19 protein-coding genes and 1 pseudogene are annotated in these 19623 nt (G+C 62.1%); 9 read left to right on the forward strand and 11 right to left on the reverse strand.

Features of this window, described 5'->3' with window-relative positions:
- Positions 1-139: 139 nt before the first annotated feature.
- Positions 140-436 carry a hypothetical protein gene (locus ACNFCJ_RS22105; RefSeq protein WP_343350025.1) on the reverse strand — a complete coding sequence of 99 codons (297 nt, stop codon included), beginning with the start codon at positions 434-436 and terminating at the stop codon, positions 140-142.
- Positions 437-610: 174 nt separating this feature from the next.
- Here ACNFCJ_RS22105 and ACNFCJ_RS22110 point away from each other — a divergent pair, with 174 nt between their 5' ends.
- The 7 genes from ACNFCJ_RS22110 (at position 611) to ACNFCJ_RS22140 (ending at position 10535) form a co-directional block, all read left to right on the forward strand.
- Positions 611-1090: a PaaI family thioesterase gene (locus ACNFCJ_RS22110; protein WP_106732132.1), complete on the forward strand. Its 480-nt coding sequence runs from the start codon at positions 611-613 to the stop codon at positions 1088-1090.
- Positions 1087-1533 carry a PaaI family thioesterase gene (locus ACNFCJ_RS22115; protein WP_099523753.1) on the forward strand — a complete coding sequence of 149 codons (447 nt, stop codon included), beginning with the start codon at positions 1087-1089 and terminating at the stop codon, positions 1531-1533. The genes ACNFCJ_RS22110 and ACNFCJ_RS22115 overlap by 4 nt, the downstream gene beginning before the upstream one ends.
- A gap of 69 nt (positions 1534-1602) precedes the next feature.
- The gene (locus ACNFCJ_RS22120) at positions 1603-2850 is read left to right on the forward strand and encodes an MFS transporter (protein WP_416773655.1); all 1248 of its coding nucleotides are present in this window, start codon (positions 1603-1605) and stop codon (positions 2848-2850) included.
- A gap of 84 nt (positions 2851-2934) precedes the next feature.
- Positions 2935-4833: a molecular chaperone HtpG gene (gene htpG / locus ACNFCJ_RS22125; protein WP_416773656.1), complete on the forward strand. Its 1899-nt coding sequence runs from the start codon at positions 2935-2937 to the stop codon at positions 4831-4833.
- A gap of 186 nt (positions 4834-5019) precedes the next feature.
- On the forward strand, positions 5020-8661 hold the full coding sequence (locus tag ACNFCJ_RS22130) for a PAS domain S-box protein (RefSeq protein WP_416773657.1): 3642 nt from the start codon (positions 5020-5022) through the stop codon (positions 8659-8661).
- Positions 8658-9665 carry an HD domain-containing phosphohydrolase gene (locus ACNFCJ_RS22135; protein WP_416773658.1) on the forward strand — a complete coding sequence of 336 codons (1008 nt, stop codon included), beginning with the start codon at positions 8658-8660 and terminating at the stop codon, positions 9663-9665. Before ACNFCJ_RS22130 ends, ACNFCJ_RS22135 begins: the two co-directional genes overlap by 4 nt.
- An 81-nt stretch (positions 9666-9746) precedes the next feature.
- Entirely contained in the window at positions 9747-10535 is a 789-nt protein-coding gene (locus tag ACNFCJ_RS22140; RefSeq protein WP_099523763.1) for a dienelactone hydrolase family protein, read from the forward strand.
- Positions 10536-10597: 62 nt separating this feature from the next.
- On the opposite strand, the gene ACNFCJ_RS22145 is transcribed toward ACNFCJ_RS22140, so the two are convergent.
- From ACNFCJ_RS22145 to ACNFCJ_RS22175, 7 genes and pseudogenes are all read right to left on the reverse strand, one after another.
- Complete coding sequence (locus ACNFCJ_RS22145) at positions 10598-11377, reverse strand: DUF4394 domain-containing protein (protein WP_416773659.1); 780 nt, start codon at positions 11375-11377, stop codon at positions 10598-10600.
- 182 nt (positions 11378-11559) lie between these two features.
- On the reverse strand, positions 11560-12273 hold the full coding sequence (locus ACNFCJ_RS22150) for an anti-sigma factor (RefSeq protein WP_143506384.1): 714 nt from the start codon (positions 12271-12273) through the stop codon (positions 11560-11562).
- Complete coding sequence (locus tag ACNFCJ_RS22155) at positions 12270-12818, reverse strand: sigma-70 family RNA polymerase sigma factor (RefSeq protein ID WP_416773660.1); 549 nt, start codon at positions 12816-12818, stop codon at positions 12270-12272. Before ACNFCJ_RS22155 ends, ACNFCJ_RS22150 begins: the two co-directional genes overlap by 4 nt.
- Before the next feature lie 365 nt (positions 12819-13183).
- Positions 13184-14044 carry a pirin family protein gene (locus tag ACNFCJ_RS22160; protein WP_416773661.1) on the reverse strand — a complete coding sequence of 287 codons (861 nt, stop codon included), beginning with the start codon at positions 14042-14044 and terminating at the stop codon, positions 13184-13186.
- Complete coding sequence (locus ACNFCJ_RS22165; protein WP_143506388.1) at positions 14041-14442, reverse strand: OsmC family protein; 402 nt, start codon at positions 14440-14442, stop codon at positions 14041-14043. Before ACNFCJ_RS22165 ends, ACNFCJ_RS22160 begins: the two co-directional genes overlap by 4 nt.
- Positions 14443-14582: 140 nt before the next feature.
- Positions 14583-14723 carry a PDC sensor domain-containing protein gene (locus ACNFCJ_RS22170; protein ID WP_372237982.1) on the reverse strand — a complete coding sequence of 47 codons (141 nt, stop codon included), beginning with the start codon at positions 14721-14723 and terminating at the stop codon, positions 14583-14585.
- Between the two features lie 423 nt (positions 14724-15146).
- Positions 15147-15977 (reverse strand): annotated as a pseudogene (locus ACNFCJ_RS22175) (methyl-accepting chemotaxis protein); the annotation flags it as partial.
- 251 nt (positions 15978-16228) lie between these two features.
- Between ACNFCJ_RS22175 and ACNFCJ_RS22180 the strand changes: the two are divergent.
- Together ACNFCJ_RS22180 and ACNFCJ_RS22185 are read left to right on the forward strand one after the other, a co-directional pair.
- Complete coding sequence (locus ACNFCJ_RS22180) at positions 16229-17239, forward strand: amidohydrolase family protein (protein ID WP_416773670.1); 1011 nt, start codon at positions 16229-16231, stop codon at positions 17237-17239.
- Between the two features lie 66 nt (positions 17240-17305).
- The gene (locus tag ACNFCJ_RS22185) at positions 17306-17770 is read left to right on the forward strand and encodes a DUF3859 domain-containing protein (RefSeq protein ID WP_416773662.1); all 465 of its coding nucleotides are present in this window, start codon (positions 17306-17308) and stop codon (positions 17768-17770) included.
- Here ACNFCJ_RS22185 and ACNFCJ_RS22190 read toward each other — a convergent pair whose 3' ends face one another.
- Genes ACNFCJ_RS22190 through ACNFCJ_RS22200 form a run of 3 tightly spaced genes read right to left on the reverse strand, consistent with a single transcriptional unit; the run spans position 17771 to position 19549 of the window.
- Positions 17771-18157, reverse strand: a complete 387-nt coding sequence (locus ACNFCJ_RS22190) for a diacylglycerol kinase (protein ID WP_099523781.1) — start codon at positions 18155-18157, stop codon at positions 17771-17773.
- A complete protein-coding gene (locus ACNFCJ_RS22195; RefSeq protein WP_416773663.1) occupies positions 18154-18858 on the reverse strand; it encodes a lipopolysaccharide kinase InaA family protein in 705 nt (234 codons plus the stop codon). The genes ACNFCJ_RS22190 and ACNFCJ_RS22195 overlap by 4 nt, the downstream gene beginning before the upstream one ends.
- Before the next feature lies 1 nt (position 18859).
- Positions 18860-19549, reverse strand: coding sequence for a class I SAM-dependent methyltransferase (locus tag ACNFCJ_RS22200; protein WP_416773664.1), 690 nt, complete (start codon positions 19547-19549; stop codon positions 18860-18862).
- Positions 19550-19623 lie beyond the last annotated feature (74 nt).

Below are 19623 nucleotides of genomic sequence, written 5' to 3' on the forward strand. Positions count from 1 at the left end.
GTTGCCGATCTTCACCTTGGATATAGCCCATAAACGACAATGCCCCTATCGACCGATAGAGGCATTGTCTTCACCTTGCACTCAGACTGCTAGGTTTTCACACAGTCTGCATTGCGGGCCTTCTTGGTTTTTGCTTAGGTTACTGACCGTCGACAGCGTCTTTGACTTCGTCGCCAGCATCCTCGATGGCGTCGGCCGCATCGCTTGCCGCATCCTCAATTTTCTCGCCGGTGGTGGGTTCGTTACCCAGGACTTCATTGGTTTTCTGTTCGATGGCTTCGCCGGTGTCTTTGGCTGCATCGCCCAGGTTCTCCATCGCTTCGGAGACTGACTCCTTGGCCGACTCCATCTTGTCTTCCGGGGTTTTCTCGCAGGCGGCGAGACCCAGGGCAGTGGCAAGCAGCAGGGCATAAGTCAGAGGTTTGTTCACGGTCATCACTCCATGTGTGAGAGTTATAGGTGGCTGGGTTGACCCCAGAACACACAGTCACTTTGAATGTCGGTAGTGCCAATAAGTTCCCAAGGCGATGAGAGCGGCACAGGGACTGGTGTGAGTCCAGGCACAAGGCGCTATCATTCGCTGTTTTTGCCATAGCAGAGCGGCAGGGTGATGAGCGAACAGTCGATTCAGGAGCGGGCACAGCGGTTTTTGTCCGCGTTGCGTCATTGTCAGGTGCTGGGCATGCGTGTCGAGTCGGCCGACGGCAAGGGACTGACGCTGTGCTTGCCCTACACACCACATATCGTTGGCAATCCGGACACCGGTGTGATCCATGGTGGTGCCATCACTACGCTGATGGACACCACCTGTGGTATCTCCACGGTCTGCGTACTGCCGGAGTTCGAGATCTGCCCGACGCTCGATCTGCGCATCGACTACATGCACCCGGCCGAGCCCGGCAAGGATGTGTTTGGTTTCGCCGAGTGTTATCGCGTTACCCCCAACATCATCTTCACCCGCGGCTACGCCTATCAGGACGACCCGCAGCAACCGATTGCCCACGTGGTCGGCACCTTCATGCGCATGGGCAAGGCCGCGCAGGGTGGCGCTGAGTTGAAACAGAATATTCAGCAAGGCGGTGGAGCGTGAGCGAGTTGAGCCTGGAACAACTGGTGGCGCGTGCGCACCAGCAGAACGACTACGACCCGCTGATCAGTCTGATCCCTTACGCCAAACTGCTGGGTATCGAGTGCCTGCGCCTGGGCGACGACATGGTCTTTCGCCTGCCAGCCAATCGCGATTGCATCGGCAACCCGGTACTACCTGCGCTGCATGGTGGCGTAATCGCCGGTTTCATGGAGCATGCGGCCATGCTTCATCTATTGATGTTCATGGGCATTCCACATTTGCCCAAAATCATCGACTTCTCGATAGATTACCTGCGCGCCGGCCATTATCGTGACACCTATGCGCAGTGCCAGGTCTGGCGGCAGGGGCGTCGGGTGGCCAACGTGGCGATTACCGCCTGGCAGACCAAACAGACCGAACCGATTGCCACCGCCCGTGCCCACTTCAAGGTCGATGAGCCCTGAGCGCTTGAGACTTACCCGGCAGTTGGAACGGATCGGCAGCGCAGCGAAATCATGACAAGGACCCTGTAGATGGATGCGTTGCTGATAATTGGTGGCCTGCTGCTGATGCTGGCTGGTCTGATATGGCTGGTCATGCGGGCGTTCGCCACCAGCCTGTTGTGGGGCTGGGGCAGCCTGATCCCGCCGATTACCCTGATTTACATCGTGCGCCACTGGCAGCGAGCGCGCAGTGCGGTCACTCTGATCGGGCTTGGTGTAATTCCCCTCGTGGTAGGTCTCACGTTGCTGGCCAGTAAGGATGCCGAACGTCTGGCGGCGATCGTCCGCCTGGACTGGCTCAAGCCCGAAGTGCAGGCGCCGGCCGAGCTTGCCATCAATCTGCGCGGAGAGCTCAACGGGCAACCATTTCACCCGCAGCAGGGTGAGCTGATCGATGGCGTGTTGGTGCTGCGCGAAGGCCTGGATTTCTTCGCCCTGCGCGAACTGAGTATCCGCCTGCCGCAGCCAGTCGACGGTCCGATACGTATCGACGTATTGCCCCAGGACAGCGGTAACCTGCCTGAGGTAGAGCTGAGCTGGCTGTTACCGGAGCAAGATCTGCCCGAGGCGCGTCGTCTGAGCCGTGGCTACACCATGCATCTGGACCTGCAGCCGCAGGAGCCGAACCGACTGGTCGGCGATTTCCATCTGGTCCTGCCGCCGCGCTTCAAAACCAGCCTCAGTGGTCGCGTCGAGCTCTATCGTGATCGTCTGCGCTATGTCGATGGCCAGGTCGATGCGCGTTTCGATTCCCGTGACACCATTTCCCATGTGCTGCAGGACTATCTGCAGCGGCGCTTCGCCACGCGCAAGGTGAGCGAGCTGAAGCTGCCGGTGTTCACCTTCGAGGGTGACAGCCTGGAGCTGCAGGTCGAAGCGCAGATTGACGGCCGTAGCGAGCGTATGCCGGTGCGCCTGTACAAACGTGCCGAGCAGGGCTGGGCGGTGGAAGGTGATCGCTTCCCGGCATTGCCTGCCACTGCCACCGCTCAGGCTATGCCGCAGCGCGAGGCGGCCCCGATCGAGGAGCGCCTGAGTCGCCCGGTCGACCGCCGGCAACGCTTCAGTCTAGCGCGCTTGCAGCGCAATCCGGAACAGTATCGTAACCTCAGCATGCGCCTGAGTCGCGCCAGTGGCGGTACGGTCGAGGGGCGCTTCGTCGGCATCGACGCCGATGGCAGCATTCGCCTCATTCAGCAGATGGGCAGTGGCGGCGGGCAGGCCAGTTTCAGTTTCAAGCCGGAAGAAATCGGCCGTTTGCAGTTGCTGGAACCCTAAGCCCTTGAAATTGATCGCGCTGCCCCCATCTGCAGGACATCCGCCGCTCGCGCGGCATAGTCCTGCATGTGGAGTTAGAAGACCATGAGTGTGGAAACTCAAAAAGAAACCCTGGGCTTCCAGACCGAGGTGAAGCAGCTGCTTCATCTGATGATCCATTCCCTGTACTCGAACAAGGAGATTTTCCTGCGCGAGTTGATTTCCAACGCTTCCGACGCCGCTGACAAGCTGCGTTTCGAGGCGCTGGCCAAGCCCGAACTGCTCGAAGGTGGCGCCGATCTGAAGATCCGTCTGTCCTTCGACAAGGATGCCAAGACCGTTACCCTCGAAGACAACGGTATCGGCATGAACCGCGAGGAAGTCATCGCGCACCTGGGTACCATCGCCAAATCCGGCACGGCTGACTTCCTGAAGAACCTCTCTGGTGACCAGAAGAAGGATTCGCACCTGATCGGCCAGTTCGGTGTGGGCTTCTACTCGGCATTCATCGTCGCCGATCAGGTCGAGGTGTTCAGCCGCCGCGCCGGTACTCCGGCCAGCGAAGGTGTGCACTGGTCGAGCAAGGGCGAGGGTGAGTTCGAGGTTGCCACCATCGACAAGGCCGAGCGCGGTACGCGTATCGTTCTGCACCTCAAGAGCGGTGAGGAAGAGTTCGCCGATGGTTGGCGCCTGCGCAACATCGTCAAGAAGTACTCCGACCATATCGCGCTGCCCATCGAACTGCCGAAGGAGCACCACGGTGAAGACAAGCCCGCGGAAGTCGAGTGGGAAACCGTCAACCGCGCCAGTGCCCTATGGACCCGTCCGCGTACCGAGGTCAAGGACGAGGAATATCAGGAGTTCTACAAGCACGTTGGCCACGATTTCGAGAACCCGCTGAGCTGGAGCCACAACAAGGTAGAGGGCAAGCTGGAGTACACCTCGCTGCTCTACGTGCCGGCTCGCGCACCGTTCGACCTGTACCACCGCGAAGCGCCCAAGGGCCTCAAGCTCTACGTGCAGCGCGTATTCATCATGGACCAGGCCGACCAGTTCCTGCCCCTGTACCTGCGCTTCATCAAGGGCGTGGTCGATTCCAACGATCTGTCGCTGAACGTTTCCCGCGAAATCCTGCAGTCCGGCCCGGTCATCGACTCGATGAAGTCGGCGCTGACCAAGCGCGTGCTGGACATGCTGGAGAAACTCGCCAAGGACAAGCCGGACGACTACAAGACCTTCTGGAAGGCCTTCGGTCAGGTACTCAAGGAAGGTCCGGCGGAAGACTTCGCCAACAAGGAGAAGATCGCCGGCCTGCTGCGTTTCGCCTCCACTGTCGGCGAGGGCGACGAGCAGTCGGTGTCGCTGGCCGATTACCTCGGTCGCGTCAAGGAAGGCCAGGACAAGATCTACTACCTCACTGGCGAATCCTACGCGCAGATCAAGAACAGCCCGCACCTGGAAGTGTTCCGCAAGAAGGGCATCGAGGTGCTGCTGCTCACCGACCGTATCGACGAGTGGCTGATGAGCTACCTGACTGAGTTCGACGGCAAGCAGTTCGTCGACGTGGCCCGTGGCGACCTGGATCTGGGTGAGCTGGACTCGGAAGAGGACAAGAAGGCTCAGGAAGAAGTGGCCAAGGCCAAGGAAGGGCTGATCGAGCGTCTGAAAGGTGCGCTGGGTGAGCAGGTCGCCGAGGTGCGCGTCTCGCACCGTCTCACCGATTCCCCGGCGATTCTTGCCATTGGTGAACAGGATCTGGGCCTGCAGATGCGCCAGATTCTCGAGGCCAGCGGGCAGAAGGTGCCGGATGCCAAGCCGATCTTCGAGTTCAACCCTGCGCACCCGCTGATCGAGCGCCTGGATGCCGAGCCGGACGAGGATCGCTTCACTGATCTCTCGCACATCCTCTTCGACCAGGCCGCTTTGGCCGCAGGCGACAGCCTGAAGGATCCGGCCGCTTACGTGCAGCGCCTGAACAAGCTGCTGGTGGAGCTCTCCGCCTGATCTATCTGGCAATAGGACAAGCCCGCTTCGGCGGGCTTTTCTATGGGTGTGATTGATCGGCTTTAATTGACAAGCGAGGCCCCGTCGTTTCAGATGCTGGCAATTAGCTGGCGGTCTGTCGCGTCCTGGGGTTGTATGTCGATTCTCGAGCTTTTTTTCATCATGGGCGCGGATCCCGGTGTCCTCGTGCTCAGTCGTTACGACCCGCAGTTGGTGCTGTTGTCGCTGGCCATTGCCGTATTCGCCGCCGGCATGGCGCTGCAGCTGGCCGGCGAAGCGCGCGTCAATTCGCATCCTGTCGCCCGGCAGATCACCATTTTCACCGGCTCACTCGCCCTCGGCGGCGGCATCTGGTCCATGCATGTGCTCGGCATGCTCGCCTTCGAACTGTGTGCGGCAGTGCGATTCGATCCGGGCCTCACGCTGTTATCGATGCTGCCGAGCCTGGCTGCTTCGTGGGTCGCACTTACTCTACTGGCGCGGCGCGACTTGAGCCTGCTGCAGCTCTGTGTTGGGGGTGTGCTGGTCGGGGCCGGTATAGGTACCATGCACTACAGCGGTATGGCGGCGATGCAGATGGCGCCTCTGCTGCGCTATGACCCCTGGATGTTCGCCCTGTCCATCGTTGTCGCCGTCGCCCTGGCCATTCTGGCGTTGTGGGTACGCTTCGGTCTGGAAGGGCGTTTGCCGACGCTCTGGGCGCTTCTGCTCAGCGCCCTGGTGATGGGGCTGGCGATCAGTGGCATGCACTACACCGGCATGGCCGCGGCGCGTTTTGTCGGCACGCCGGAGTCCGAGGTGCCGATGGCAGTGGTCGACAGTGGTTATATCGCCACTGCCATCACGCTGCTGACCGTCGCTCTGACCGTCTTCGTGGTGGCGGCCAACACGCTGCTGCGCTATCGCCGCATGAGCCTCCAGCTCAAGGCCAGCGAACAGCATCTGCGCTCGATCTTCGATACCGCGCTGGATGCCATCGTCACCGTTGATCACACCGGCACTGTGCGCTCGGCCAATCGTGCGGTTTCGCGCCTATTCGGCTGGTCACCGCACGAGCTGGTGGGCATGCACATGCGCTCGCTGATGCCTGCCAGCCATGTCGAACAGGTGGAGGCACTGCTGGAGAACTACCTCAGAACCGGACGCCTGACGATGCCGGCGGGCGAGCAGGAGCTGGTGTGCCTGACTCGAGAGGGTGAAGAAAAACCTGTGCGCATCAGCGTTGGCGTTACCCATTCAGGCAGCCGGCCGCTGTTCGTGGTATTCGTCGCCGACATCAGCGAAAGACAGGCCATGGAGAGAGCCCTGCGTGACAGCGAGCAGCAGTACCGCTCGTTGATCAGCAACATTCCTGGTGTGTCGTTTCGCTGCATGTTGGACCGGGACTGGACCATGATATTTATCAGCGATGCGGTGCAGACCCTCACGGGGTGGAGCGCGGACGACTTCATCAGTCGCCGCTGTTCGATTGCCGATATGTATCACCCGGACGACTACCAGCGGGTCGCTGACGAGGTCGTTCAGGCCATTGAGCAAGGGCGCAACTATACCGTCGAATATCGTCTCTTTGATCGTAGCGGAACCGAACACTGGATCTGGGAGAGCGGTAGCGCGGTTTGCGACGAGAATGGCGTGCCGCGCTGGATCGATGGTGTATTGCTCGACCAGACCGAAACCAAGCGGCGCAATGCCGAGTACGAGGGCAAGGTCACCGCGATCAGCAAGGCGATGGCACTGATCGAGTTCGACCTCGACGGCAATATCCTCGAGATCAATGACAATGCGTTGGCGTTGTTTGGGTATGGCAAGGAGGAAGTGGTAGGGCGCCATCACGGTATGTTCTGCGCTCCTGAGCTGGTAGCAAGCGATGCCTATCGCCAGGGTTGGATGGATCTGCGCGCAGGTCATTTTCGTGCAGGCGAATACCACCGCTTTGATAAGGGCGGACGGGATGTCTGGATTCAGGCCAGCTACAACCCAATCCTCGACACCGACGGCAAGCCGTTCAAGGTCGTCAAGTTGGCAACCGACCTGACCCCGCGCCGCGTCATGGAACAGGATCTGCGGGCTGCCCGTGATCGCGCCGAGGCCGCCGCTGCCGCGCGCAGCAGCTTCCTGGCCAACATGAGTCATGAAATTCGTACGCCGATGAATGCCATCATCGGTTTTACCGACCTGTTGCTGGAAACCCCGCTTTCAAGTGAGCAGCGTCGCCATCTGAGTACCGTGCAGCATTCGTCGCGTTCATTGTTGGGCTTGCTCAATGACATCCTCGACACGGCCAAGCTCGACCGGGGCGCCATCGAGCTGGAGCAACTGGATTTCTCCCTGCGCGAACTGTGCGAGCAGGTGCTCGCAACGCAGCGCCTGACGGCCGAAAGCAAAGGCCTGCAACTGCATCTGGATTACCCGGCAACGATCAACGAGTTCTTCTGCGGGGACCCACTGCGATTGCAACAAGTGCTGACCAACCTGCTCGGTAATGCGGTCAAGTTCACCCTGCACGGCGAGGTTCGCCTGAAAGTGACGGGGGAGCCGGGCGCGATGCGTCTGGCGGTGAAAGACACCGGCATTGGTATCGCAGCCGACCGCCTGGAGAAGATCTTCGAGCCGTTTGCCCAGGCCGATGCGTCGATGAGTCGACGTTTCGGTGGTACCGGCCTCGGTACCACCATCTCTCGGCAATTGGTCGAGTTGATGGGGGGGCGCTTGCGGGTCGAAAGTACAGAAGGGCAGGGCAGTTGCTTCAGCATCGAATTGCCGCTGCGCGCCGGCAAGCGCTTGGCGTCGCAGCAACGCGCCGTGCTGCCTGAGCTGGGGCGGCTGAATATTCTGGCGGCCGATGACGTGCCGCAGAACCTCGAATTGTTGCAACTGACCCTGGAGCATTTCGGCCATCGCGTACACTGCGTCGCCGATGGTGAAGGCGCACTACAGGCGTTCACCCAGCAGCGTTTCGATCTGATCCTGATGGATGTGCAGATGCCGGGTGTTGACGGCCTGGAGGCGTCGCGACGAATCCGCCAGCTGGAGGCCGCCGAGGCGCGAGAGCCGATTCCGATCATTGCTCTGACCGCCAGCGTACTTGATCAGGACCGTCAGGCAGCGTTGGACTCGGGGATGAATGGTTTCGCCTCGAAGCCTTTGGATCTCAACGCACTGCTTTGGGAAGTTGCCCGTCTGCTGGGTCTGACCGATGTGCCCGGCGCAGTGGTCAGTGCCACTCGTGTCGCCGACGACGGCCTGTTCGACTGGGTTCGCGGCAGCAGCCTGTGGGGCGGGCCGCTGCGTATGGCTCAGGCGATCAATACGTTCATTGGCGAACAGCATGATCTGGCGGTGCGCCTCAGTCGACTGCTGGCGGCACGCGACTGGCAAGAGGGCGAGGCGCTTGCGCATCGCCTACACGGCGCCGCCGCAAACCTGGCCATGAGCAGCCTTGCCAGTTTGGGGCAGTTGGTCGAGCGGGCGTTTCAGGCACAGGACGAGCAGGGGTTGCCCGCATTGATTGCGGAGCTTGAGCAGACCCTTCTGACGGTCAAGGACGTAGTGCCGCAGGTGCCGGATACGGCGTCTACGAGCGAAAGTTCAGCTGTTGACGTACGCTCGCTGCGTGAACAGGCAAGTCAGCTGCGACAGGCGCTGCAGCGGGGTGGTCTGGACGATGAAGTCCTTGCAGCCATGGCGCAGACCACCGAGAGTACGGCCTACAGCGCCGCCCTGAACGACATACGCCAGGCGCTGGATGACTTTGATTTCGATCAGGCCCTGCAGGTGCTCGATCGACTGTTGCTGCGACTGCAAGATGAGGACGCGACTGCATCATGACCCTGGCTGCCGATACTCGCCCGCTATTACTGTTGGTCGACGACGAACCCACGAACCTGCAGGTGCTGCGCCATATCCTGCAGGAGGACTATCGCCTGCTGTTCGCCAAGGAAGGGCCGCGCGCCCTGGAAATGGTCGAGCGTGAGCGGCCCGACCTGATTCTGCTCGACGTGATGATGCCGGGCATGACTGGCTATGAGGTGTGCAAACAGCTCAAGGCCAATCCGTTACTGAATACGATTCCGGTGATCTTCGTTACCGCCCTGGGCGATGTCGACGATGAAGCGCGTGGCTTCGAGGTCGGCGCGGTGGATTACATCACCAAGCCGGTGAGCCCGCCGATCGTGCGTGCGCGTGTGCGTACCCACCTGTCACTGGTGCGGGTCGACGAGCTGAAACAGACTCGCTTGCAGATCGTCCAGCGCCTGGGCATGGCGGCTGAATACAAGGACAACGAGACCGGCTTGCACGTTATTCGCATGAGTCATTTCTCCAAAGTGCTGGCGTTGGCCGCCGGATTCAGCGAGAGCGCTGCCGAGGAATTGCTCAATGCGGCACCCATGCATGATGTCGGCAAGATTGGCATACCCGATGCCGTGCTACGCAAGCCGGGCAAGCTCGACGAGCAGGAGTGGCAGGTGATGCGCCAGCACGTGGAGATCGGAGCAAAAATCATCGGCGAGCACAGTTCGGGGCTGCTGCGCACAGCGCAACGGATCGCGCTGTCGCACCATGAGAAGTGGGATGGCAGCGGCTACCCCAATGGCCTAAGTGGCGAAGACATTCCTCTCGAGGGGCGCATTGTCGCCATCGCTGATGTGTTCGATGCGCTGACCAGCGTGCGCCCTTACAAGCAGGCATGGACTGTGGAGGCTGCGGTCGACTTCTTGCGTGAGCAGAGCGGTCGTCATTTCGATCCGCGCCTGGTCGAGCTGTTTATCGCCTGCCTGCCCGAGATTCTGCAGATCAAGGAACGCTGGGCCGAGCTGAAACCTCCTGTCTAAAACCCGCCTCATATCGACTTGGTCATTGTCCACAGTGAGGCTATTGTTAGGGGCCTACCATTGCCAAGGGCAGGCCTCACCATGCAGAAGAAGACACTGGTTCCCTTGTTGTGCGCGGCATTCGCCGGTCTTGCCGATGCGGCCGTCGTGACCAAGCCGATTTCCTATGAGATCGAGGGCGAGGCTTTCGAGGGCGTGCTGGTTTATGACGACTCGGTGACAACTCCGCGCCCCGGTTTGTTGGCCGTTCCCAACTGGATGGGTGTCAACCAGGACACCGTGGCCAAGGCGGCGCGCGCAGCGGGCGACAAATACGTGGTCTTCGTTGCCGACATGTACGGTAAGGCCATTCGTCCCAGCAATGCTGAGGAGGCAGGCGCCGCGGCAGGCAAGGTACGCGCCGACCGCCCGCTGATGCGCAAGCGCGCCCAGGCAGCGGTCGATGTGCTCAAAGCGCAGAGCGGCGAGGTGGCGCTGGATCTCGACAGACTCGGCGCCATCGGCTTCTGCTTCGGTGGTGGCACGGTACTGGAGCTGGCCCGTTCGGGCGCGCCGCTGAAGGGCTTCGTCTCCTTCCACGGTAACCTGGATACACCCAACCCGGCCGATGCCAAGAACATCAAGGCGCCGGTACTGGTACTGCATGGTGCGGACGACCCGGCCGTGCCGCAGGAGCAGGTCGACGGTTTCGTCTCGGAAATGAAGGCTGCCAAGGTGGATTGGCAGTTGGTGAGCTACGGCGGCGCCGTGCACTCGTTCACCAATCCCAAGGCCAACGTGCCCGGTCGCAACGAATACCACCCGGTTGTTGCTGCGCGGGCATTCAAAGCGATGAACGATCTGTTCGATGAGGTGTTCGCCGAGCAGTGACACGCGGCTTTGCCGCGCGTTGAACGAAAGGCTGCGCCCAATGGGCGCAGCCTTTTTTCATCTTACTTCGCTGGCAGCACGGCGATGTCGATGATGCCGTCCGGCAGATCCGCGACGTCGCCCAGGGTGGTGGGCTTGCCGCTGTCCAGATCCAGCTTGTGCAGGGTCTTGCCGGTCAGCACGTAGGCCGTGTTGCCACCCTTGCCGTCGCTGGCGATATCCATCGCGGCCGCTTTGAGGCCGTCGGCGACCTTGCCGACTTCCTGCTGTACGCCATCGTTCGGCGGGTTCTGCAGCATCAGGCTGCCGCTGGCCAGGTCGATGTTGTACAGCGCGGTGCTCTGGGTGCCGGCATAGGCATTGGTGTAGGCACCGGCGACCACCTTGGGTTGCTTGCCGGCGTAAGGGCCATCGGCGGCGTAGGCGACCTTGCCGTCTACGGCGACTTCACCAGTATCGACGTTTACCCGCAGGCTGGTGCCGTCCGGGCCAAGCAGGCGCAGGCGGTCGGCCACCGGGTTGAAGTCGACCACGGCCTGGCCGCTGCCAGCCAATGCGGTTTGCAGCTTGCTGCCTGCGGTCGCCTTACCGCTGGCGGCGTCCAGGGTGTAGAGCTGATCGGTGCCGCTGAGGACGTAGAGCTGACCGCTGGCCGGACGTATGTCCAGGCCGCGCAGGTCGCTGGCGCCGCTGACAGCCATGCTGCCGGTGACCTTGAGGCTGGCGACATCGACCTTGAACAGCTTGCCGTCGGCGCCCAGTGCGAGCAGTTCGGTGGCGCTGGCGGCACCTGCGCTCAGGGTCAGCAGGCCGGCGGTGCAAAGGGTAGTGATGCGTTTCATGGTTGTTCCTCATAAAGGTTTCAGCATCGAGACGAAGCCAGCTGGCCGGCTTCGCAGGTGCCTCGACGAAACACCTGTGAGCTATACCCGCGAGGAACGGGGTTGGATGTCAGCGGATGAAAATATTTTTTCGCAGGGTAATCGGGGGAGGAAAGCTGCCGGCCAGGCGGCCGGCAACCTGCTCAGTTGGCGCTGGCCAGCACGGCGCGACCGATGTATAGCACCGGGCCGCTGGGGCGGTTGTAGGGCGAGCCACCTGCCGGTTCGAGAGTCAGTTCGAACAACTGGCCGGCCTGTACGGCGCCGATTTGCTCGGCAGGCAGACGCAGCGGTTGGCCGGCTTCGACCAGGCCCAGCGAGCGCGGGCCGTCGGCCGGGTCGATCAGCGTCCAGAACTGCAGCGCGCGACCGTCAGGAACCTGATCGGCGACCAGCGGATCAAGCGAGAGCGTGCCGTCACTGCTGACCTGGATCACCCAGCCAGGCTTGGCTGCTTCGCCCGGTTCTTGCAACACCACGGTGTAGCGTTCGCCGGCGATATCCGGGGTACGCAACAGCGGCATCAGCACGGCGACCAGCAGCGCCATGGCCAGCGCAGCTGCAGTCAGGCGCCAGGTCAGCAGGCTGTTCCACCAGTTGGCCAGCGGGCTGGCGTGTGGCGCATCGTGCAGGCCCAGGCTCTGTCGAATACGGGCCCAGAGTGCCGGGGAGGGGGCTTGTGCCGGTAGCTGGTCGCTCAGGTCGAGAAAGTGCCGTTCCCATTCCAGGGCCATACGGGCGGCACTTTCATCCGATTCAAGCAACTGCTGAACCTCGGCGGCGTCCTGCTCGTCGAGTAGACCGAGCAGGTACTCGCCAATCAAGGCACGGCGTTCTTCGGGATCGTGCGGAATCATGCTTGCAGACACTCCTGCAGCGCGCGCATGCCGGCGCGGATACGGCCTTTGATGGTGCCCAGCGGTGTGCTCAGGCGACTGGCGATCTGCTCGTGGGTCAGGCCACGGTAGAACGCCAGCAGGATCGGGTGACGTCGCGGTTTTTCCAGGCGCTGCAGGCAGCGACGCAGCAGGCGCTGTTCTGATTGCTCCAGCGCCTGCGCTTCGGCTTGCGGGCTGTCGTCCAGCACGCGTTCGATGAATTCATCGTCGACTTCGGCGTACCTGCCACCACTGCGCAGGGCATTGAGTACGCGGTAGCGCAGGATGCTGTGTACCCAGGCGCGGCCGCTACCGAGCTCGCGTCTGAAACGCGCAGCGTGTTGCCAGATGCGCACGAAAGCGTCGTGCAGACAGTCCTCGGCAATGTCGCGTCGGCCCAGCATGCTGATGGCCAGGCCGAGCAACTGCCCAGCCTCCTGCCGATAGAGCGCCTGGAAGGCACGTTCGTCGCCGCGTGCGCAGGCTTCCAGGGTGCTTTCGTAGTCGAAGTTGCGATCTGCCATGGGGCATCCGTTGGCCTGAGAAATCCGCATGCAGCTTATACCCGGCAACTGCGCTTCTGGATCACGCACAGGTAACAAAAAACTGCGAAGGCGTTACAGCATATTCATAGGGAGAGGCGTCATGGCCGAGTTTGGCCGTGGGCCTCGTCGAGTGACACACAGCGCTCCAATGGTCCCTTGCGCGAGGCGTAAGGAATCAGCAGCCAGTTTCCCTGTTGATCGAGGACTTCGCTCAGGTTCGAAACGGGGTAGATCGGCCAGGGCCTGCGTAGGTAAAAGCAGCAGGCCCGCGAGGGTGCGATACAGAGGCAAGAGGGCAGTCCTTTGCGGTGATAGGCGCCGTTGCGCGCTTGCACTGGATGGAGTTAGCGCGGCAGTTCGATGCGCGTGGTTTCGCCTGGCACCTGCGGCCAGTCGCCAGCGGCCCAGCGTTGGCGCGCCTGGTCGATCAGCTCCGGGGTGGTGGCGACGAAGTTCCAGTTAATCCGTCGTGGGCCAATGGGCTCACCGCCGATCAGGGCCAGGTGGCATTCGCCGCAGGCACTGAGGACGGGTGTTTCACCAGCCGGGATTACGGCCATGGTGTGTTTGGGCAGCGCTTCGCCATCGAGTTCCGCTTCGCCGTCGATCAGGTACAGCGCGCGCTCGCTGTGCTCGGCGGGTATCAGCAGATTGGCACCGGCTGTCAGGCGCAGCTCGGCATACAGGGTTGGTGAACGAACCGGTACTGGCGATTCGAGACAGAAGCCGTTACCGGCGAGCAAGGTGATCTGTACGCCCATGGCATCGCTGCGCGGCAGCGACTGAGCCGGATGATGGCTGTAGCTCGGCTCGCACTGCTCGTCGGCCTCTGGCAGCGCCAGCCAGACCTGCAGGCCATGCGCTCGTTTGTCCTGACCTAGTTGTGCGGGCGGCGTACGCTCGACATGAGCGACCGCGCGCCCTGCAGTCATCCAGCTGACGTCGCCCGGGCTGACCAGCTGATCCGAGCCCAGGCTGTCCTTGTGCTGCAGCTGGCCTTCGAACAGGTAGGTGAGAGTGGACAGGCCGATATGCGGATGCTGGGCGATATTCATGCCGCTGCCGGCGGGGTAGGCGTGCTCGAGCATATGATCGAAGAACACGAAGGGACCGATGCTGCGAAAGCGGGCCGAGGGCAGGGGGCGCAGGATCGGTTGCCCGGAGATGTCTTCGGCGCGCGGGCGAATCAGCTGCAGTTCGCTCATGCCTTGGCTCCCGCCAGGCGGGTTTCGACCTGGATGTCTGTGGTTGTCATCAGCTTGTGGATCGGGCACTTGTCGGCGACGCGCAGCAGTTGCTGGCGCTGGGCATCGTCCAGTGGGCCCTTGAGCGACAGCTCGACGATCAGGTGGTAGTTGCCTTGGCGTTCTTCGCTGTCGTCACGTTCGACGCTGACGTCAATACCTTCCAGCGGCAGGCCGCGCTGGCGTGCATAGAGCAGCAGGGTCATGGCCTTGCAGGTGCCGAGCGAGGCGTCGAACAGGTCGTGCGGATCGGGGCCGGCGTTCTCACCACCTAGCTCGGTCGAAACATCGCCGAGGAGCTGGTGCGAGCCGATTTCGATCTGCTGCTGCAGGCCCTTGCTGTTGTGAATGCGGATCATGGCGCTTCCTTGTAGGCGTGACGGCAATTTCCATGAGCCTAGGCGCTGTTGGCGCTCCGGAGCAAGCCGCGTTGCGGCGAGAAAGGGCTCCCGACGCGGTCGCGGCGAAGCGTCAAAAGACCTGGCTCAGGCAGCTCTGTTCACACCAGTGCCGACAAGCGCACATCGGCCCCCAGCACTCGCAGTAGGCGCCCCTGGCTGTCGACGATAGGCACCGACACGGTGAAGCAGAAGTCATCGGTTGCCGACGAGCGATAGACCTGGGTGATATGACTCTCCATCCGTTCGGCCACGGCACGGAACCAGGGGCGCTGGCTCCAGTCGCGGCCGCGACAGCTGGCTCCCTCACTGTGCGCCACATCTGCGGCGAAGATGTTCTCGGAAATCTGCACGCCGCGGCTATCTACCAGATAGAACAGCTCGAAACGGCTTTCGCGTGCCAGCGTTTCGGAAAGCAGGCGCTCGGCTGCTGCCACGTCGCCGGCCAACTCGGGGCGCGTGGCCAGTTGCTCGATGCTGGCGCGCACGGCTGCGTGAATCTCCAGGCGGAAGTCGCCGAGCCCGGCGAGCAGGCGGTCACCATCCTCGCGTACTGCCTGGCTGTGATGCAGCACCTGGCCTGCCTTGCCGAGCAGTTCACCGGCGACTTGGGCGATGTTCTGCACATCGCCATTGATCGAGCGCACCGCCTGGCCTATCTGCTCGGTGCCTGCGGCGATCTGGCCGACCTGAGCGTCGAGACGATCCATGGCCTGGCGCGTGCTGTCCAGCCCAGCGCTGACGGCAATGATGCCGGTGCGGCCGTCGGCCACGGCCTGGTTCATATGCTGACCGGCATCGCCAAGCTGCTGCATGCCCTCGCGAAAACGCTCGATGATGCCGCTGACCTGGCCGGTGGCATCGGTGGTGTGGCCCGCCAGGCGCCGTACTTCTTCGGCGACCACGGCAAAGCCACGGCCATGCTCGCCGGCGCGGGCGGCTTCGATGGCGGCGTTCAAGGCCAGCAGATTGGTCTGTTGGGAGATGCTGGCGATCACGCCGATGACCTTGCTCACTTCATCGAGTTGCCCGGCCAGTTGCTGGATCACCTGAGCCAGTTGCGCCTCGCTGGCGTCGATCACTTCAACCTGACGCAGCACCGCCTGGCCACTTTCCTGGCACTGATGGAGGGTGGCGGAAACCTCGGCGGACAGGCGCGCGACTTCGCCGGCACCAGGCACCAGTTCGGCATCCAGGGTAGTGGTGACCTGCTCGCTGGCGCTGGCGATCAGCTCCGAGGATTGCGCCAGGGTCTGTCCGCTTTGTTGATTGGCCGCGGCGATGCGCGCCAGTTGCGGCGCGTGCGCGGCGATGCCGACGGCAGCGCCGAGACTGGCGCGAATACGCTGCTGGAGGCTGGCGCTGAAATCGTTCAGGCGCACCATCCACTGGTAGTCCTCCGGGAGTCGAGTTGTGAGGTCGTGCTGTTGGAACAGAGCGTCCAATGCGGCCTCGTTCTTGGCCTTGCGGGCTGGCTTGCGCAGCAACTGCAACATGGTGATTCCCCTGGCTGGTCTGAGTGCAGACACTGCAAGCGAGGTGCCATCATCGACTGACACATCCACGCCCGTCCCAGGCTGTTAGTTAGCTAATAATGTTCTGATTTGGTGCGTGTTTCATGTCCGAGCTCCAGATGAGTGCAATTGCGTATACAAGGCCAATGAGCCTTCGTAGAACTTGCGTAGCGGACCGGCGGTCTATGCTGCTCGTACCGTCAGGAGGACTCGCCTTGCTCATCTCTCGATCCATGCCATGGATACTCGCGCTCAGCGCCGTGATTGCCTGCAGCGCCCAGGCCCGCGAATACCGCTACAGCGATGCCCATCTGCACTATGTGGACTTTTTCCAGGAAAGCGCCGGCATGGACGAACTGCTGGAGAAAATGGCGGAAAACAACGTCGATCATGTGATGTTCTCCGGTATTCCGGTGGCTAAAAAATGGGACGAGGACGAGCCCAAGCGTCCGCGTTATTACGCCGGTGATGACGCCAATGCCTATTGGTACAGTGCCACCGACGTATTCATCGCCGCCGCTTACAAGCGCTTGCCGGCCGAGCAGCGCAAGCGCTTCCACCCGTTCCTGTCCGGCTTCAATCCCAACGACAAGAATGCCGATGCGCATATCCGCCGCATGCTCGAGCTGGACCCCGGCCTGTGGCAGGGCATCGGCGAGATATTCACCCGACACGACGACCTCACCGCGCTGATTCATGGCAGTGCGCCGCGCGCCAACAACGAGGCGCTGGCGCGGGTGTTCCACCTGGCTGCCGAATATGACTTGCCGGTAATGCTGCATTCGAACATCACCTCCAAGCGTGAACGTGAGCCGCTGTTCCTGGAAGAGATCGAGGCACCGCTGCGCAACCATCCGCATGTGCGTTTCATCTGGGCGCATGCCGGCACCAGTGCCGAGATTCATCGTCATCAGGAGAAACTCGACTTCCTCCTGGACACGGTCGAACGCATGCTCGGCCAATACCCCAATCTGTATATCGATCTGTCCTGGACTATGCTGCGTCCCTACCTGTTGGACGAAAACGGCAAACCGGACGCGAAGTGGGTGCACCTGATCAGCAGTTACCCGGAGCGCTTCATGCTGGGCTCGGATATGGTCGGCCGCTTCGGCAGTCTGGGCGACTACATGAAGGGCTTCGATCCCTTCCTCGATGCCTTGCCCGAGGACGTGGCGCACAAGGTGGCGCGCGACAACTTCCTGTCCATTCTGCCGCGCAAGGTGCAGGCCGAGCTGGATCGCTAGCCTATCTGTCATCAGGCTGTCATTCGGGCGTCATAGGCTCGCGCTCATCTCAACGAGGAGCGCACCATGCATTACACCCGAATGGCCATGATGGCCGGTCTATGCGCCTGGGCCGGGCTGAGCCAGGCTGATGTCCGCGTCGAAGGGCCGGTGGAATACGGCATCTTCAGCAGCCAGTATCAGGACTTTCAGCCCGGCGAGCGAGTGCTGACCCGCAGCAATCAGGATATCGAGCGCACCGAGCAGGTTCCCGCCAAGCTTGGCACCAAGTTCGGCATGCGCTACAGCCTCGCCGGCAAGCGTGAGGGCGATACCCCACTGACGTTGCTATACCTCACGCCGGGCGTTGTCACGCCGGATGGTCAGCGTCATGACAAGTTCGAAGTGCAGCAGAAACTGGTGGTCGGTGCACCGCAGGACGTGATGGCCTTCGAGTTCACCGAACACCACGAAGTGGTGCCCGGCGAATGGCATTTCATCGTCTATCAGGGCGATCGCAAGCTGGCCGAACAGCGCTTCATGGTGCGTTGATCAGAGCAGGATGATCGCCCAGGTCAGGGCGATCATCAGCAGCGCGACCATTTGTGCTGCGCTGCCCATGTCCTTGGCCTGTTTGGACAGCGGGTGCAGGTTCAGCGAGATACGGTCGACCACCGCCTCGATGGCGGAATTGAGCAGTTCCACCACCAGCGCCAATAGTGGCACCAGCACCAGCAGGGCCCGCTCCGCGCGACTGACATCGACCAGGCAGGCCAGCGGCAGCAGCACCAGGTTCAACCACACCAGCTGACGGAACGCGGCTTCACCCTGGTAGGCAGCGCGCAGCCCAGCGAGCGAATAACCGGTGGCGTCGAAGATGCGCGTCAGGCCGCGGCGGCCCTTGAAGGACAGGGCGTCAAGATCGGAGCCGTCGTTCATGGCTGCAGCCCACCCCATGGATCATTCAAGGCTCGCTGGTAAGCCTGGCGCAGGTAGAGCATGTCGGCTTCGGGCATGCTGCCGCCGTGGCGTTGCAATTGGCCGAGATCACGCCGTGAGGCGCTGGCAATACGCCAATGCCGGCGGCTTTTCTCCAGATCCAGCAGGGCAATGTCCACATCCCCATCGCTGCGCACTTTGACGAACAGATGCTTGGCGTAGCAACAGCCATGCTGCCATCCCCCCAGGTGCAGGCGTGCCAGGGTGACCGCCAGGCGTTGCAGCATGGCCTGGTTGAGCTTGGGGGCGTGGGCCTCTTCGTACCACTGTTCCAGGCTGATGAAACCTGGCAAGGCTTCTGTGACCAGCAGCGCCTGCCACTGTCCACTTTGTTTGCGCGCCGAGCAGTAGACGATGTTCGGTGTACGGATGCCGAGGCGGGCGAGGGCACGGTAGGCCTGCAGCTCGCGCAGGATGGTCGGCCGTCCCAACGGGTGACGCAGCGAGCGGTAGAGATGCCCGCTCTGGCGCTTGCAATACAGCCGCGGTCGGTTTGTGTCCCAGTGTTGTAGCAGGCACACACCGCTTTCGCCGCCACGGCGTTGGTTGGCGGGCTCGACCCATTCGCCGGGGTTGTGCCACCAGCGGTCGAATTCGGTCGAGGGTAGGGCGGCCAGTGCCTGTTCGCTGAGAATGCCCATCTCAGACCACCTTGCGCAGGACGTAGGTGCGCCACATGGCATAGCCGGGTAGGAAGTCCAAGTGGCCGAGAATACTGAAGCCGGCCTGGTGGAATTCACGTTCTACCGTGCTCCGCGCGACGACGAAGCGGTTCTGGTTTTCCGTAGCTCGACCTTGAGCCATTCTGCTGGCCTCCAGACGGCGGCGTTTCCAGGCTTTGTAGTTGCCGTCGACCCACAGCGAGACGATCACCGTATCGCGGCTGACGCGATGAAACTCGCGGAGAATGGCCAGGCGGTGTTCGGCCGATTCGATGTGATGCAGCAGGCGGATGCAGAAGATGCAGTCCACCGCGTTCGCGCCCAGGTCGATATCGAAGGCGGAGGTGCGAAAGCTGTTGACCCGCGCCACCACCTCAGGTGCCTGCGCCGCGCGCGCGGTGGCGATCATGTCGGCAGAGTTGTCGGCGGCGAAGATCACCCGGTTCGGCTGCTCGCAGAGCATCGGCCAGAAGCGTCCGGCACCGCAGGGCAGGTCGAGTACCAGGTTCGGCTCATCGGCCATCTGCAATGCACGGCGCGCTACCTGCACGTCGCGCCAGTGCGACAGGCGCCGGGAAAGGCCGTCCTGGTGCTTGTGCAGATATTGCTGAGCGTGATCGAAATCGTACTTGCGGGAAAAATCCAGCTCGATGGGGCTAGGCTTGGGCATGACGAACGTCCCTTGATGGATACGTTCGTCACCCTAAACAGCAGGGCATCAAGGCCGCGTCAAAGGGGCGTGAA

Origin of the sequence: Pseudomonas sp. NY15364, assembly GCF_048068235.1 — a bacterium.
GTDB classification, from domain to species: Bacteria; Pseudomonadota; Gammaproteobacteria; order Pseudomonadales; family Pseudomonadaceae; genus Aquipseudomonas; species Aquipseudomonas mendocina_D.